Genomic DNA, 15,056 nt, shown 5'->3' with positions numbered 1-15,056 from the left:
ATTTGGGATTTTAGACTTAATTAATACTTGGTTTTTTACTTGTGTTTACTTATTACTTCTTAGCTGCCGATATAAAGTGTGGAGAGCTTGTTTTTCTATCTGTCTGACTCGTTCGCGACTAATACCCATGCGCTGACCAATTTGTTCTAGAGAAAGTTCATTTCCATCTGCCAAACCAAAGTGTAAATTTAAGATTTCTTGTTGTTGTCTAGATAAACTTGACAATAATTCTTCAAGTTCTTGATTAAGAGATTGCTCAGTAGTATAGCCATTTTCAGAATATCTATCATCTTCGATTAAATCTTCTAACTTTACATCTTTCTCTGAGCCAACTCGAATATCTAGAGATATAGTTTGACGAGCTAAAGTTAGATATTCCCGAATCTGACTAGGCTCCAAAGAAAGTGCATGAGCAATTTCCGTAGTGGTAGGAACGCGACCCAGTTTTTGAGATAACTCTCGCTGAACGCGCTTAATTTTATTTAACTTATCATTGATGTGAATCGGTAATCTAATTGCGCGTCCTTGTTGAGCGATCGCTCTGGTAATTCCTTGACGAATCCACCAGTAAACGTAGGTTGAAAATCTGTATCCTAAAGCCGGATTGAATTTCTCAATCCCTCTTTCCAAACCCAAAGTACCTTCTTGAATTAAATCCATCAGTTCTAAGTTCCGTCTCTGATATTGCTTGGCAATTGACACCACGAGCCGGAGATTAGACGCCATCATTTTCTGCTTGGCTTTTTTCCCTTGATTTAGCTTTTGAAGTAGTTCCTGTTCGCTTAACTGCATCTGGTCAGCCCATTCTGACAGTGTGGGGGTACGATTTAATTCAACAGTCAGTTTTTCAGATTCAGCAAGTATTTTCATCATCTGCTGAACTTGTTGGGCATAAAAAACTTCTTGCTCTTGGGTTAACAGAGGTATCCGCCCAATTTCTTGAAGATAAGCACGTACTGTATCAGTTGTAAATTGAGATGCTTTGCTTGTGTTAATAGCTTTAGTATCTGGGAATGATGTTAAGTTACTCATGTTGAGTTAGCCTCTGCCTATTAACTGGGATATTTTTTATTCGGGAAAAAGTGCAGATAGTGACTCGATGAACCATAGAGGTTTTTATAAAAAAACCAAGTATCAAGTACTAGTTCCAAAAGAGCAATCAATACCCAAATTGCTAAAGAAACAATTACAGGTAGGCTGAGATCGGGAAATTTCCTTTGTAAATCGATAATGCCAAATAACAGCAAAAATACAAGCGAAACTCCTAGAAGAAATGACAACTTGACAATTGCGAGAATGAAACGACTCATCTCTAGGATGCGATTGTAAAGTCTAGAAAATCTTTCCAGGATTTCTTCCATGTTATTGATGACAAGGAAGATTTGTTGTTGATGCAGATGTATAGCTAAGGAGTATTGTTGCTGTACTTGCGTCAATTCCTGTTCATTCTTGAAATTATCTAAAAGCTTGTCCCAAGGTAGAACCTGAGAGCTAGTTGACCAGATTGGGAAATCCTTTAAATGTAAGGGAACTAAATAGTTAATCAGTGCGATCAGAGTTTCATCAAAATTACTGAGTTCGGGGGGAAGAGACTGAGTTAGACGAATCAGTTGGTCAATCTGAATCTGAAGTGTATAGTAGTCCTCATATCTTCTTTGAGCGATCAACTGACTAGTAAAGGTGAGAAAAACAATTAACACACCCAATAAAGCTGCTAGAGACTGGGATACAGCAGAAAAAAATTCAATCGCTACCTGTTTAGGTACTGTCAGCCAAGGGGCATTTTCCCGCATAGCAAAAACCAAGGTGGCAACAAATACAAACCCAACGAGCGCTAGCTGATGGCGGGTAACAATAGCTATGATTGTCCGCACTAAAGGAGTGTTGCTGAGTTGAACCAAGATTTGCAAACCTGGGACTGGTTCACAAATTTCAAGTCGTTGGGCTTTGCGGGTTGACATGATAGAAAAATATAGTTCCTGACTTGTTAAGGAAGGCAGAAGGCAGGAGGCAGAGGGCAGATCGCTTTTAGCGTCTCCCCTTGGGAGAAGGCAGGAGGAAAACTGCTCTTTGTTTCCTGTCACGATCAGATGGGTCTTGGGTTTAAGACCCCCACTAAATTGAAAATTTGGGGCTGCTTATTCAGAAGAGGTGTGAATCCGCAACTGAGGTAAAATATAAAACCTCCTGCCTCCTCCCTCCTGCCTCCTTCATTCCCCACGCTGCAAACTCACATGATTAGCCCCAGACTGAATTAATTTGCTCAGGTCAGCAACGGCGCTAGCATACTGAGGATCGGCTAATGTCCCCAAGGTTTGGTTTTGCACTAAGGCTTTCTGTTGTGCCTCGGTTAATGCCACATTAATATCTGGGGCAATGCCGACATGATTGATATCTCGACCTTTCGGTGTGTAGTATTTAGCGATCGTTAGTTTCAGCCCCGAACCATCTTCTAGTGGCTCTACGGCTTGAACTAAACCTTTACCGAAGGTGCGAGTTCCGACTAAGGTGGCGCGATTGTCATCTTGCAGCGCTCCCGAAAGAATTTCACTGGCGCTAGCAGATCCCTTATCAACCAGTATCACTAAGGGTTTGTCGGTGAGAGGATGTCCCGATGCATCGTAGCTTTCTTTCACTTGATCTCGATTTACCAAAGACACGATCGCTCCTTGCTTCAACCACATACTGGCAATTTGCAAACTCGCATCCAGCAGTCCACCTGGATCGGAACGCAAATCTAAAACGTAGCCCTGTACCTGTTGTTTTTCTAATGCTTGAATTGCTCGATGCATCTCTGCGGGCGCAGTTTGCGTAAACTCTGGCAAACGAATATAACCAATTTTACCTGCTGGCGTTGTTTGCGTGTTGTAAGTTACAGGATGGATTGCAATATTGGCGCGGGTAAGTTTAAAAGTTTCCGATTGGCTACCCCGTTGAATCGTGAGTACTACCTTGGTTCCCACTGGGCCGATAATCCGCTTCACGGCATCGTCAATTTTCATCCCCTGAGTTTTTTGACCGTTAATTTGGACAATTACATCGTCCGGCAAAATACCCGCTTTAAAAGCAGGGGTTCCTTGAATTGGGGCGACAACAGTTAAGGCTTTAGTTTTTTCATTCTCTGCCAGTTCCAATCCTACGCCACTGAGGTTGCCAGAAATGTCGTTATTGAGGGCTTTAAATTCTTGTGGGTCGAAAAACTCAGTGTAGCGATCGCCTAATTTCGCCACCATTTCTTCAATCGCTCCATAAGCCTCTTTCTTGGAACTATAGGAACGGCTAAGATACTGCTGTCGAATTGCTTGCCAATCTTGATGGTTAAAGCTGACATCAACATAATTTTTATCTAGGATTTGCCACACCTCATCCACCAGTTTTTGAGAGCTAGGTTGTGGTTTACCTAGAGCTTTGGAAGTGTATAGACTAGTTCCTACAAAGATTGCGGCTATAACAGCCAGTTCTATCTTGACGAGATTTTTTTGTTTAAACATACTTTATTTTTTGAAGAAGAATACAGAATTCAGAATCCAGAATGCAATTAATGAAAGGCTGAATACCATAAGTCGCAGATAATTCCTTCTGAATTCTGACTCCTGACTCCTGACTCCTGACTCCTGACTCCTGAATTCTATTTTGATAAAACTACTAGGAATTATCTTGAGATTTTCCTTTGCGGTGGGGATAGGCAGTCTTAAAAATATCCTGAATTTTAGTCTTTTGTTCAGCAGTAAGATTTAGGCTCAACACTGCTTTACGCATTTTTTCGCCTTTTTGTAATTTCGTTGATAATTCCTTTACCTGATCTGGGGTCAGAACTGCCTCAACTTGCTTGCGAATTTCTTCACGCTTTTGAGCGCGTTCTGACGTATTCGATGCCGGAGAGTTTGTCGTAGAAGTATCAGATACCTTTGTGCCAGAATCATTCCCTTGAGACACATCTGGAGATTTAGAACTGGTGCAACCTGTCATTCCTGTAATTAGGATAGTTGCAAATAGCAGGGTTGGTAAAATTATCTGTTTTTTAATCATTTACTTCTCTGGTTTTTGTTGTGTGTAATAGAACTGTTCTGACTCAATTTCGGTTTATGACTGTTTAGAAGATGTTAAAAAAGTTGCTGCTTTACTCACACCAGCTAATCTTAGAAGTTGGAATGAGTTTGCACATGAGCTAGAATTCCTAACCTGACCAGTAAAAAAGTACTCAAGCTATTGTGACTTTTTTCCTAATTTAGAAATAATTAATTAGTCGGAACGGCTCTATCAATACTAGAGACAAATTCGTTATATAGGGGAGGAATGGGTACTGGAGAAGAAATTATGAGTAAGATTTGATTGGGGTCTGAATTCCCATTCCAATCTCCCCAATCCCCAGTTCCTAGCGATGCACTGAGCTTGTCGTTGGCGCAGCCTCTCGTAGAGAAGTGTCCCCAGTCCCCAGTTCAATATTTCCCTCTAAAATTGTGAAAATACCTATGGTTTTGTCACAAAGTCCATTAAGTTGGAACAGTTCTATGGTTAGCTTGACCTACCCATCGTTTCGTCTGTTGCTTTACCTAGAGTGGTTGTTATTGGCCACGGCAGTGTTTATGGAAGTTCTGCTGCCGTTTCAGTTGTCCTGGTCTTTGCCGCTAGGAGTTCTGGCGATCGCAACTTTCAGCTTGATGGGTTTAAGGCTACCAATGGTGAAGCTGGAAACCAAATTACTTTATACAGCCCTGGAATTTGGTTTAATTTTACTGCCAGCAACTCAACATACTTTATCGACTCGCTCCGTTTTCCTGCTGTGTCTGGTACTGGTGATGCGGAGTTGTCTCATATTTAAGCGATCGGGACAGTTGGCTGTCTTGATTTTATCTCTGCTTTCTTATGGAACACTGCTTTTATCCAGACCAATTGTACCTGAGAATTTTCTGCCAGATAAGCTAATCCTCATGTCCTGGGATTGGCGATTAAGTAATATATTATTGTTTAGCTTAACTTTAGTATTCGCTTTATTGTTAATTAATGCCCTGCTTTCAGAGCGCCAAAGTCGAGAGCAGTTAGAAATTGCCCATCAGCAATTAGAGATCATCAATCAACAACTGTGCCAGTATGCCCTGCGGATTGAAGATCAGGCAACCTTGCAAGAACGCAACCGAATTGCCCGCGAAATTCATGATGGGTTAGGACACACTCTCGCCGCCCAAACTATTCAGATTAATAATACTCTGTTGTTTTGGCAATCAAATAATGATAAAGCATTGACATTTCTCAAACAAGCAAAAGAACTAGGGGCTGAAGCGCTGCTAGAAATTCGGCGATCGCTTTCGGTTTTGCGTTCAAATCCTTTGCAAGGGCAATCTCTCAAATCATCCATTGAAAAGCTGCTGACAGATTTTCAGCAAACCACAGGTATTGAACCATCCTGTAAAATCGATCTCCCGCACACCTTACCAACAGAAGTAAACACGGCTTTATTCCGCATAGTGCAAGAATCGCTGACAAATATTTGCAAACACGCCGAGGCGACGAGTGTCACCGTTAAACTTTTGGCTCACGCTGGGATGATTCATCTGTCAATCGAAGATAATGGAAAAGGTTTTAACCCCACTCAAAATACAACCGGGTTTGGATTACAAGGGATGCGAGAACGATCGGTTGCACTGGGTGGCCAGTTAAATCTCCACAGTCAACTAGGAACAGGTTGCTGTATTTCTGTTTCTTTGCCACTCTCAAAGCTGTTGGTGTTTTAGCTTATGATTCGGATTTTATTAGTTGACGATCAGCATCTGATTCGCCAGGGACTTAAGAGTATGCTTGAGTCGAATGCAGAGATGCAGGTAATTGGTGAGGCAGAAAATGGGCAACGGGCACTCGAACAGATTGCCGCACTGCAACCCGATATTGTGCTAATGGATATTCGGATGCCCGTAATGGATGGAGTCGCCACTACAAAAGCGATCGCTCAACAATATCCTGACATTAAGGTTCTCGTCCTCACCACCTTCGATGATGATGAGTATGTTTTCCAGGCGATGCGGCTGGGTGCAAAGGGCTATTTGCTCAAGGACACCGAACCAGATGAATTAATGTTGGCAATTCGATCCGTCTACAAAGGACAAACCCTACTCGGCCCGGGATTGTTTGAGAAAGCACTCACGCCGATTACCGCACCTGTCCAGTCTGTGCAAACTCCTCCAGAATTAGCGCAACTCACAGCCAGAGAATTAGATGTATTGCGGTTAATTGCTTGTGGAGCCAATAATCGGGAAATTGCCGAATCGCTGTTTCTTTCAGAAAACACTGTTAAGAACTATGTTACTAATATTTTGAGTCGGTTGAGTTTACGCGATCGCACTCAAGCCGCTTTGTTTGCCCATTCGTTGTTTAGTGGACTTAAGTAGAGTCTACTTGGGCAAGGTTATCGTTCGCTAGAAAGATAGCTAGCAGGGGAGCAGGGGAGCAGGGGAGCAGGGGAGCAGGGGGAAAGTGTTAGACACAAAGCATTTGTATCAAGCATTTCGTGAAATGGTATTAATCCCGTCCCCAAAGCATCGGCTACGGCGTACACACAAGTCTTTTAGAGTTGCTGTGTAACTTATGGTGGGTTAATTTTTGCAGGTCGATGCATTGGCATTACAGGTCGATGTATTGGCATTACAGGTCGATGTATTGGCATAGCAGGTCAATGTATTGGCATAGCAGGTCGATGTATTGGCATAGCAGGTCGATGTATTGGCATAGCAGGTCGATGTATTGGCATAACAGGTCGATGCATTGGCATAGCAGGTCGATGTATTGGCATAACAAGTCGATGCATTAACATAGCAGGTCGATGCATTAGCATTACAGGTCAAGATGTGGGTCAGCTTTAGAAGACTTTTGTGTACACCGTAGCCCAATTGGGGGAGTTAGAGGGGTGAGAAGGACTGGTGTATACACCGTAACCAGCTTGAGGAGGGGAGGCAAAGCATAGCTTTGACGGGGTGGGGTTCAAATATAGCGGTTCTCGAATGGAAGCAATACAGTTTGACCTCTCTCCAAACCTCTCTCCTAAAAGGAGAGAGGCTTTGACTCTTACTCCCCAACGCTAGTAGGGAAGGGGCTGGGGGTTAGGTCTGTATTGCACTCAAGCGAGAAGCGCTATATTTGTGATTTATGCAAGAAGTCTATTGCACATTGTGTGTTAATGCACAACCACTGAATATAGATATTTTGACATACCCTTTCAGGGATAATTCTTGTTATACAGCAGCCTACAGGGAGAACTTAATATGACATCTCCAGAAACGGTTACATGGCTACAAGAACGCACGAGTTTAGGAATTCTCTCACCTGAAGTATTAAATGCGATCGCTCAAGTAATTGAAGAACAAGTTGTACCCGCCGAAACTGACTTAGTTAGTGAAGGCAATTCTCCAGAAGCCCTTTATATTCTCGTAGAAGGTCAACTCGAAAGCAATACCACCAATCAAAGCAACCCAGCTTTAGCTTGTGGATTTCTCCCCGGTGCAGTGATTGAACTCAAAGAATTGCTGTTGGATGAATCAACTCCATTCACAATTACGACAGTAACCGAATGTCACTTGTGGGTTGTACCTGCTGCTAAATTTCGGGAATTAGTCACTCAATACCCCGAAATTGCTCAGGCTTTTTCGCGTCAATTGGCTCAAGAATTAGCTCAGGTAACATCTGCACTTGGCTATGAACAAGAACGTTCTATTGCCTTGCGCCCATATTTAGTTACCAAGGCGCAACGGGGAATTGTCGGTACAAGTCGCTATGCTGTACGGCTGCGGGAGCAAATTCGAGAAGCGGCTGCCGATCGCAAATCTGTGGATATTTTCGGAGAACCAGGGTTAGAAAAAGACAATATAGCAGCTCTGATCCACTTTGGTTCTCCCAAACGGCGAGAACCAATTATTAAAGTCAATTGTGGTATTCTCCAAACTAGCGGCGCAGATTTATTTGGTCGTGCTGGCGGCAAACCCGGACTGTTGGAATGGTTAGGGGAAGGTACTCTAGTTCTCAACAATATTCAAGAATTGCCCGAAGAATTATTACCTGCCGTGACGGAGTTGCTCAAAACTGGTACATATACCCCCATCAGTCGTTCTGGAGATCCAGTAGCCGAAGCTCGTCCCAGTAAAGCCAGAATTCTGATCGTTTCAGAAAAAACTCAGCCGACAATTGAACGTTCTGTTGGTCACATTATTAAAGTACCACCGCTACGGGTGCGGAAAGCTGATATTCAGACACAGGTTGAATATTATACTAGTCTCTACATTCGCTCTAGAGGCGTTCCGAAACCGCATATTACCCCAGAAGCTCTGCGTCGCCTCCAGTCTTATGATTTTCCTGGCAACCTCAAAGAATTGAAAAATCTGGTAGAAAGAGCGATCGTGCAAGCTGAGGGTGCAGATGAATTAACAGAAGAAATTTTCTGGCCAGCCGAAACTAAGAAAAAACGATTTCGGGTAAATCTGTTAAATGCCTATCCTTCTTTAAGGCGGTTTTTACGTAGTGACTGGTGGCCCGATCGCATTAATTATGGTTTTACTGCAACAGTTTTTGCGATTATTGTGGCAATATTATTCATTGGGCCGCAAACTCGCGATCGCAATTTCGTCTTAAATCTATTTTGGGCTTGGTGGTGGCCTTTCTTCTTATTTCTCTTTCCCTTTTTGGGACGTATCTGGTGTTCTGTTTGTCCCTTCATGATTTACGGGGAAATCACCCAAAAGCTCTCTTTATGGCTGTGGCCTCGAAAACTCAAACGCTGGCCGAGAGAACAAGGTGAGAAATGGGGTGGATGGTTCATGTTTGGTTTATTTACCCTAATTTTCTTATGGGAAGAACTTTGGCATTTAGAAAATACAGCTTACCTCAGCGCTTGTTTGCTGCTGTTAATCACCGCTGGGGCGATGATTTTCTCGGCTCTTTTTGAGCGGCGGTTTTGGTGTCGCTATCTCTGCCCCATCGGCGGAATGAATGGTTTATTTGCCAAACTCTCAATGACGGAACTCCGGGCACAGCAAGGGATATGTTCTGCCAGTTGCACCACGTATCAGTGTTATAAAGGTGGGCCGCAAAAAGGCGAAGGGCTAGAAACCAATGGATGTCCCTTATATTCACACCCAGCCCAATTAGAAGATAACCGAGATTGCGTACTGTGCATGACTTGCTTGAAAGCTTGTCCCCATCGTTCCGTTGAGTTCAACTTGCGTCCCCCTGGAATTGAACTGTGGACAACTCATGTACCCCGCACTTATGAAGTAGCATTATTGTTTTTGCTGTTGGGTGGGATATATTTGCATCGCTTGCCAGAGTTGCAATCTTGGTTGGGGCTACAACTAGATTTAACTGATTTTTGGCAGCACTTGGGATTATCGCTGCTAGTGTTAATTATTCCAGCGGCTCTTACCTTTGGCGCTTATGGCTTGCTCCAAGTGTTCAATTTTAACCGTAAGCCTCGATCCTTTGTAGAACTCGCCTACGGCTACCTACCATTAGTGTTGGGAGGCAACTTGGCTCACTATCTACGTTTGGGCTTAGGCGAAGGCGGGCGGATTTTACCCGTTACTTTTGCTACTCTTGGTTTGAGTGGCGAACAATTGCCAATATTAGTTGCTCATCCGGCCGTGATTGCCTTTTTGCAAGGTACAACGATAATTTTCTCAGTGTTGATGACTATGTTATTAACGCAAAAAATTGCCAAGCAATCAGTGGGTACACCAAAGGGTTTAGCGAAACTATCGCTGCTTTGGCAACACCTCGCAGCGATCGCTTTGGGAGTTAGTATGTGGGCGATTATCGTCTTTTGAGCTTTACATCTTCCACCAGGCGGTTTCTAATCGCCTGGGCTAGGTGCAAAATGTGATTTAAGAACATTCTTCCCTACGAACGTGATAGAAAATACTTATATGATTTATGATTTTTGACTCATAGTGTAAGGATTACAGATAATGCACGTTCTAAAAAGATCCATCAAACCTGCAACTTATATATCATTCCTCCACATTTACCAAACAACTTGGGGGACTGCTGGTGATATTTGTTTAATCCGTGAATCTGTAGCTAATGATAGTACCGCGAAGTTTATCGGGCACAAAATCGAACTAGCAGTTCCCAGAGGATTAGAGCGCGATCGCATCGCCAACTGTCCGATAATTAAAGTTGCAGGTAATGTCGGCGACGGACATCCCAAAGAGCATCCGTTGGAATGGGAGGCTTATGAGGGTGTAAATGAAGAAGTAGCTTTAGCAGCTCTCAAACCTTGGGGCTTCAAGTTAATTAAACTCTAATGTGGCAATCTGACAAGCTCAACTCACTTTCGTTCTTCTGAAACTATTTTTTCCCTTAGCGCCATCAGACATTGGCTCAAATGGAAAAATTCATCTAATAGACATAGGAGTGAAATTAATTATGCGTTGCCCGAAATCCTTGGTAGGCATAATTCATAAATTGTACCTACGTTATTTTCACTCCTACGTCTAATGTACCAAACCAGGTTTCTAAATCCGCGATCGCCTGAAAATCCAATAATGCTTCACCAAGATTTTCTAATTGTTCTAAAGAGAGAGTTTCAATCCGGTCTAGCATCTCTTGGGGTAATTCTCCCACCCGTCGAGTAAGTTGACGGAGAATGAGCAATTGCCCTTCTGCTTTTCGTCCTTCTTCCCGTCCGCGTTGTTCGCCTTCAGCGAGAATTTCTTGATAAATCACTGACTCGCGCATCATACCCTCCCGAAATAATTGTCGAATCAAATCTTGATTGTATTTTAACCCCGCTAAGATTTGGGTATACGCGGAAATTTCTGGTCGTTGTCTTGGCTCAAGTTGATTAACTTTGACCACAACTTGTTGCAACAATGCTTGAGGTTGCGTGGTTGCGGTCAGTGGTGCTAATGGTAACAAAGCTGGATCATTGAGGAATAGTTCAGGATTTTCTTCCCATAAGCGAATCACGCGATATTCATGACGGGTAGTTTCGACACAGAAGACAGTTTCAATTACTGTTCCTGGTGCAGGGGGAAGCAGTAATACGACAACTTGCGTTATTGGTAGGCGATACAAACGATACAAGCGTACCCAATAATCTAGCATCCGCAAGGGTAGGGGTGGTGTAGATTCTAGTTTGGTTTGAAATTCCAGATGGAGAATGCGTCCTTCTAATTGTAAGAATGTGACATAATCAGCGCGAATTGGTTCAATGCTCAATTCAGTTTTGAGGACTTTGACAGAAGTTTGCGGTGTTCCTAATACCCAACTGGCAAAAGTAGCAGGATGTTTTTCGGACAGTAGTTTGCAAAGGTTATCAAAAGACATTTGCGATCGCTAACAATTGAACGAGGTATTGTTATTATCTCGTGCAGTGGTTTGAGTAGGCCATGTCTACGACGGGCTACGCCTACGCACCATGACTCAGGCAAGCTCAGTACTATACTCTGAGCGTATCTTTTGAAATTCCTGTAATAATTACATTAATATTCCATTTCTGGCTAGGTTGAGTTATCAGACCCTAAAAAGATAACTGTAGCGGTTCCTGATTTATTAGTAAAAAACCTAACTCCCTTCTCTTTCCCTACTAAAGAAATTACGAATTACGAATTACGAATTACGAATTATACAAATGTATCTGCATATAATTAAAAAGCGATCGTCGCTCTTTTTCATTTTTACCTTTACCCTGCTGTTGACTCTCCTCCTCGCCCTGCCTTGGGTAAGCGCGAAAGAACGGCCTAAGCCCAAGCCAGAAGCGTGGCAGATTAACGGTATCGTTGCTGCCCTTGATGATGGATATGACGGAGTAAAGGGATCTGCATTCGACAAATTAGCTGAATACGATCTCAAAGATTTAAAATCTCTGGGGAAGAAACCAGAAGATTTTGCTCAAAAAGCTGCCAAAATCCTCAAGGATAAAACCGTTGACAATATTGTTCGTTCCAGTGCAGCATCGGCATTAGGAAATCTGGGGGAGGCTGCCAAACCCTACGTCAAAGACATCGCTGACATCCTCAAGGATAAATCCGTTGACAATATTGTTCGTTCCGGTGCAGCAGTGGGATTGGGAAATCTAGGGGAGGTTGCCAAACCCTACGTTAAAGACATCGCTGACATCCTCAAGGATAAATCCGTTGACAATATTGTTCGTTACGGTGCAGCAAGGGCATTGGGAAATCTGGGGGAGGTTGCCAAACCCTACGTCAAAGACATCGCTGATATCCTCAAGGATAAAACCCTTGACTCAGCTGTTCGTTACTATGCAGTAGAGGCATTGGGAAATCTAGGGGAGGCTGCCAAACCCTACGTCAAAGACATCCTCGACTTCCTCAAGGATAAAACTCTTGACTCAGATGTTCGTTACCATGCAGCAAAGGCATTGGGAAATCTGGGGGAGGTCGCCGAACCTTACATCAAAGACATCCTCGACATCCTCAAGGATAAAACCCTTGACTCAAATGTTCGTTACCTTGCAGCAGAGGCATTGGGAAATCTGGGGGAGGTTGTCAAACCCTACCTCAAAGACATCATCGACATCCTCAAGGATAAAACCGTTGACTCTACTGTTCGTTCCGGTGCAGCAGTGGGATTGGGAAATCTGGGGGAGGTTGCCAAACCCTACCTCAAAGACATCATCGACATCCTCAAGGATAAAACCGTTGACTCAGGTGTTCGTTACTATGCAGCAATGGGATTGGGAAATCTGGGGGAGGTTGCCAAACCCTACGTCAAAGACATCGCTGACATCCTCAAGGATAAATCCGTTGAGTCAAATGTTCGTTACGCTGCGGCAGAGGCATTGGGAAATCTGGGGGAGGTTGCCAAACCCTACCTCAAAGACATCATCGACATCCTCAAGGATAAAACCGTTAGCTTGTCTGTTCGTTATGTTGTAGCAGAGGCATTGGCAAAGATAGAACAACTCAACCTGAATAATATTGTTGTAATTTTGGATAGCATTTATTACGCAGGTCAATCAGAATTTGCACAGTGGCGATTTTTAACCTATTTCCTGGGTGGTGGCACTGATGAAGTCAAAACACTGCTTACATGGCTGGGTTTTCCTGACACTAAAACAATCCCTACTTCATTAAGCCACGATCGCGGTGAGAAAACTCTCAAAATCTTTGCCCAAGTCTGGGAACCCAGCCAAGGTTTTCCACGATTACGGGAAGACTTAGCCAAGCAAATTGCCGTAGTTGCCAGAAAAGTCTCTTGGGAACCACAAGATATTGTTATTTTAGAAACTCACCACAAAAACCTCAAAGACGCTGGCTACAACGAAGCTGATTCGCTGCAATCAGTTATAGTTAACCTCAAAACTTGGCAGTGGTTGTTCAACGCCAGAACTACTATTTTGATTCATGCTGCCTTTTGGCTTGCCCTCATCTTCGCTTACCCTAAGTTTCCCCAAGTTCAAGCTATCTTCTTCTGGAATCCTTGGGTGAGGCGCATTCTCGGTGTCGGCTACGTCGGCTTAATTCTCACCTGGGTTCCCTTTTTCCGTGAAAAGTTATTTGAACCCTTCAAGCCTTCCCTACTAGCCGATGCCGGGTTAGATAATTTTAACCCCGAAGCTTACTTCCCAAATTCTAAAGTGAAAGTTCCCGGTGTAGATGAACCCGTACCAATTACCCAAGCGCTACCTAACATCAAAGGACAAGTCATCTTGGAAGGTGATTCCGGCTTGGGTAAGTCAATGTATCTGCGCTATTTAGTAAAAACTTCTGGGCGGCTTGTGGTTTATCTACCTGCCCACAAGTGTGACAAAGGGGTAATTGAAGCAATTCAAGCCAAGCTGCACGGACAAGCACAAGATGCTGATTTTCTCAAGAACTTAATTTACAGTGGCGCATTAGATATTTGCATTGACGGACTCAATGAAGTTACCGCCGATACTAGGGCAAAAATCTGTCAGTTTGCCGAAAGCTATTTCCGGGGTAACATCATCATGACCACCCAACCCCTAGAGTGGACACCACCCTCAACAGCCAAAATATATAAATTGCTCCCCCTTGAACAACCACAAATTCAGCAATTTCTGATTTCCCGTCAACCACGACTGCCCAAAAATGCCAAAGTTCAAGGTACTGATTATGAGCAAGCCACTGCTAGTTTTTTAACCAAAGCCCTCACTAATCAGCAATCACCACAAGAATTAAGCGCGATTGAAAAGGTTCTCTCTAATCCAATGGATTTAACTGTGGTAGCCCTGATGCTATCCCAAGGCGAATACCCCGATTTGTTTCACTTGCAACAACATCAATATCACTTGATGGCAAGAGAATACTTGCAAGAGTGGAACCAGGAATTTCCGCTAAAAAAATTCTCCGATGCAGTCTATCAAATGCGGCTGAAGGATGAACAAGCGTTACCTGCGGATGAATTTTACCAAGTTTTACAGTCATTGGAAGACGATAAATATAAAATGGTTGTCAGCCGTCAGTGGCAAGACGAAAAAGGCGAAGCCAAGAGAGAATGGTACTTCCGCCACGATAAGATTATGGATTTCTTTTTGGTGCAAAGCTTTCTTGGCGATAGTGAGGAAGCTAAAAACCGTCTCCTTGACCACATGGACGACCCCCGTTTTCGTGGTGTCTACTTTTTGCTAGCAACCTTACTCCCCTTAGATGCAGCGAAAGAACTGAAGGAAAAATTAGTTCAATACGCCGCCGATACCAAAGACCATACTGTGAGTGATACCTTTGTGCAATTGTTGCGGCCAAGGTCGTGATATTAATTCGTAATTAATAAAGAGACTTATAGGCTGAGGGCAAATTCTTGATTCAATTAAAATGAGTCTTTGATCTCCGTCAACGAGTGTTTGAACTGGATGAATCCACCTCTGAACTCCGTTAACGAGTATTTGAACTGGATGAATCCACCTCTGAACTCCGTTAACGAGTCTTTGAACTGGATGAATCCACCTTTTATCTCCGTTAACGAGTCTTTGAACTGGATGAATCCACCTTTTATCTCCGTTAACGAGTCTTTGAACTGGATGAATCCACCTTTTATCTCCGTTAACGAGTCTTTGAACTGGATGAATCCACCTTTTATCTCCGTTAACGAGT

10 protein-coding genes and 1 pseudogene are annotated in these 15,056 nt (G+C 43.3%); 6 read left to right on the top strand and 5 right to left on the bottom strand.

Features of this window, described 5'->3' with window-relative positions; genetic code table 11:
- Window positions 1-45: 45 nt before the first annotated feature.
- The 4 genes from V7K61_RS29670 to V7K61_RS29655 all read right to left on the bottom strand — a co-directional run bounded on the left by V7K61_RS29670 (window position 46) and on the right by V7K61_RS29655 (window position 4,029).
- Window positions 46-1,032: an RNA polymerase sigma factor, RpoD/SigA family gene (locus tag V7K61_RS29670; RefSeq protein ID WP_335059133.1), complete on the bottom strand. Its 987-nt coding sequence runs from the start codon at window positions 1,030-1,032 to the stop codon at window positions 46-48.
- A gap of 20 nt (window positions 1,033-1,052) precedes the next feature.
- Window positions 1,053-1,961: a hypothetical protein gene (locus tag V7K61_RS29665; RefSeq protein ID WP_335059131.1), complete on the bottom strand. Its 909-nt coding sequence runs from the start codon at window positions 1,959-1,961 to the stop codon at window positions 1,053-1,055.
- A gap of 249 nt (window positions 1,962-2,210) precedes the next feature.
- Complete coding sequence (locus tag V7K61_RS29660) at window positions 2,211-3,491, bottom strand: S41 family peptidase (RefSeq protein ID WP_335059129.1); 1,281 nt, start codon at window positions 3,489-3,491, stop codon at window positions 2,211-2,213.
- 154 nt (window positions 3,492-3,645) lie between these two features.
- Window positions 3,646-4,029 carry a hypothetical protein gene (locus tag V7K61_RS29655; protein WP_335059127.1) on the bottom strand — a complete coding sequence of 128 codons (384 nt, stop codon included), beginning with the start codon at window positions 4,027-4,029 and terminating at the stop codon, window positions 3,646-3,648.
- A 482-nt stretch (window positions 4,030-4,511) separates the two neighbouring features.
- Between V7K61_RS29655 and V7K61_RS29650 the strand changes: the two genes are divergently transcribed.
- From V7K61_RS29650 to V7K61_RS29635, 4 genes are all read left to right on the top strand, one after another.
- Window positions 4,512-5,732, top strand: coding sequence for a sensor histidine kinase (locus tag V7K61_RS29650; protein ID WP_335059125.1), 1,221 nt, complete (start codon window positions 4,512-4,514; stop codon window positions 5,730-5,732).
- Between the two features lie 3 nt (window positions 5,733-5,735).
- Window positions 5,736-6,383: a response regulator transcription factor gene (locus V7K61_RS29645; protein WP_335059123.1), complete on the top strand. Its 648-nt coding sequence runs from the start codon at window positions 5,736-5,738 to the stop codon at window positions 6,381-6,383.
- Between the two features lie 870 nt (window positions 6,384-7,253).
- Window positions 7,254-9,803, top strand: a complete 2,550-nt coding sequence (locus V7K61_RS29640) for a cyclic nucleotide-binding domain-containing protein (RefSeq protein ID WP_335059121.1) — start codon at window positions 7,254-7,256, stop codon at window positions 9,801-9,803.
- Window positions 9,804-9,944: 141 nt separating this feature from the next.
- Entirely contained in the window at window positions 9,945-10,283 is a 339-nt protein-coding gene (locus V7K61_RS29635; protein WP_335059119.1) for a hypothetical protein, read from the top strand.
- 166 nt (window positions 10,284-10,449) lie between these two features.
- Here the strand turns inward: V7K61_RS29635 and V7K61_RS29630 are convergent, their stop codons facing one another.
- On the bottom strand, window positions 10,450-11,307 hold the full coding sequence (locus V7K61_RS29630; RefSeq protein WP_335059117.1) for an Rpn family recombination-promoting nuclease/putative transposase: 858 nt from the start codon (window positions 11,305-11,307) through the stop codon (window positions 10,450-10,452).
- A gap of 304 nt (window positions 11,308-11,611) precedes the next feature.
- Between V7K61_RS29630 and V7K61_RS29625 the strand changes: the two genes are divergently transcribed.
- Both V7K61_RS29625 and V7K61_RS29620 read left to right on the top strand, forming a co-directional pair.
- The gene (locus tag V7K61_RS29625) at window positions 11,612-14,716 is read left to right on the top strand and encodes a HEAT repeat domain-containing protein (protein WP_335059115.1); all 3,105 of its coding nucleotides are present in this window, start codon (window positions 11,612-11,614) and stop codon (window positions 14,714-14,716) included.
- 99 nt (window positions 14,717-14,815) lie between these two features.
- Window positions 14,816-15,056, top strand: a pseudogene (locus V7K61_RS29620) (hypothetical protein); the annotation flags it as partial.

The organism is Nostoc sp. (assembly GCF_036918015.1).
Lineage (GTDB): Bacteria > Cyanobacteriota > Cyanobacteriia > Cyanobacteriales > Nostocaceae > Nostoc.
This window is presented reverse-complemented; position numbering and strand designations above follow the sequence as displayed.

Coding starts and splice junctions, on each gene's coding strand:
- V7K61_RS29650 (WP_335059125.1), top strand. CDS start 4,512: ATGGTTAGCTTGACCTACCCATCGTTTCGTCTGTTGCTTTACCTAGAG.
- V7K61_RS29665 (WP_335059131.1), bottom strand. CDS start 1,961: ATGTCAACCCGCAAAGCCCAACGACTTGAAATTTGTGAACCAGTCCCA.
- V7K61_RS29640 (WP_335059121.1), top strand. CDS start 7,254: ATGACATCTCCAGAAACGGTTACATGGCTACAAGAACGCACGAGTTTA.
- V7K61_RS29635 (WP_335059119.1), top strand. CDS start 9,945: ATGCACGTTCTAAAAAGATCCATCAAACCTGCAACTTATATATCATTC.
- V7K61_RS29625 (WP_335059115.1), top strand. CDS start 11,612: ATGTATCTGCATATAATTAAAAAGCGATCGTCGCTCTTTTTCATTTTT.
- V7K61_RS29655 (WP_335059127.1), bottom strand. CDS start 4,029: ATGATTAAAAAACAGATAATTTTACCAACCCTGCTATTTGCAACTATC.
- V7K61_RS29660 (WP_335059129.1), bottom strand. CDS start 3,491: ATGTTTAAACAAAAAAATCTCGTCAAGATAGAACTGGCTGTTATAGCC.
- V7K61_RS29645 (WP_335059123.1), top strand. CDS start 5,736: ATGATTCGGATTTTATTAGTTGACGATCAGCATCTGATTCGCCAGGGA.
- V7K61_RS29630 (WP_335059117.1), bottom strand. CDS start 11,307: ATGTCTTTTGATAACCTTTGCAAACTACTGTCCGAAAAACATCCTGCT.
- V7K61_RS29670 (WP_335059133.1), bottom strand. CDS start 1,032: ATGAGTAACTTAACATCATTCCCAGATACTAAAGCTATTAACACAAGC.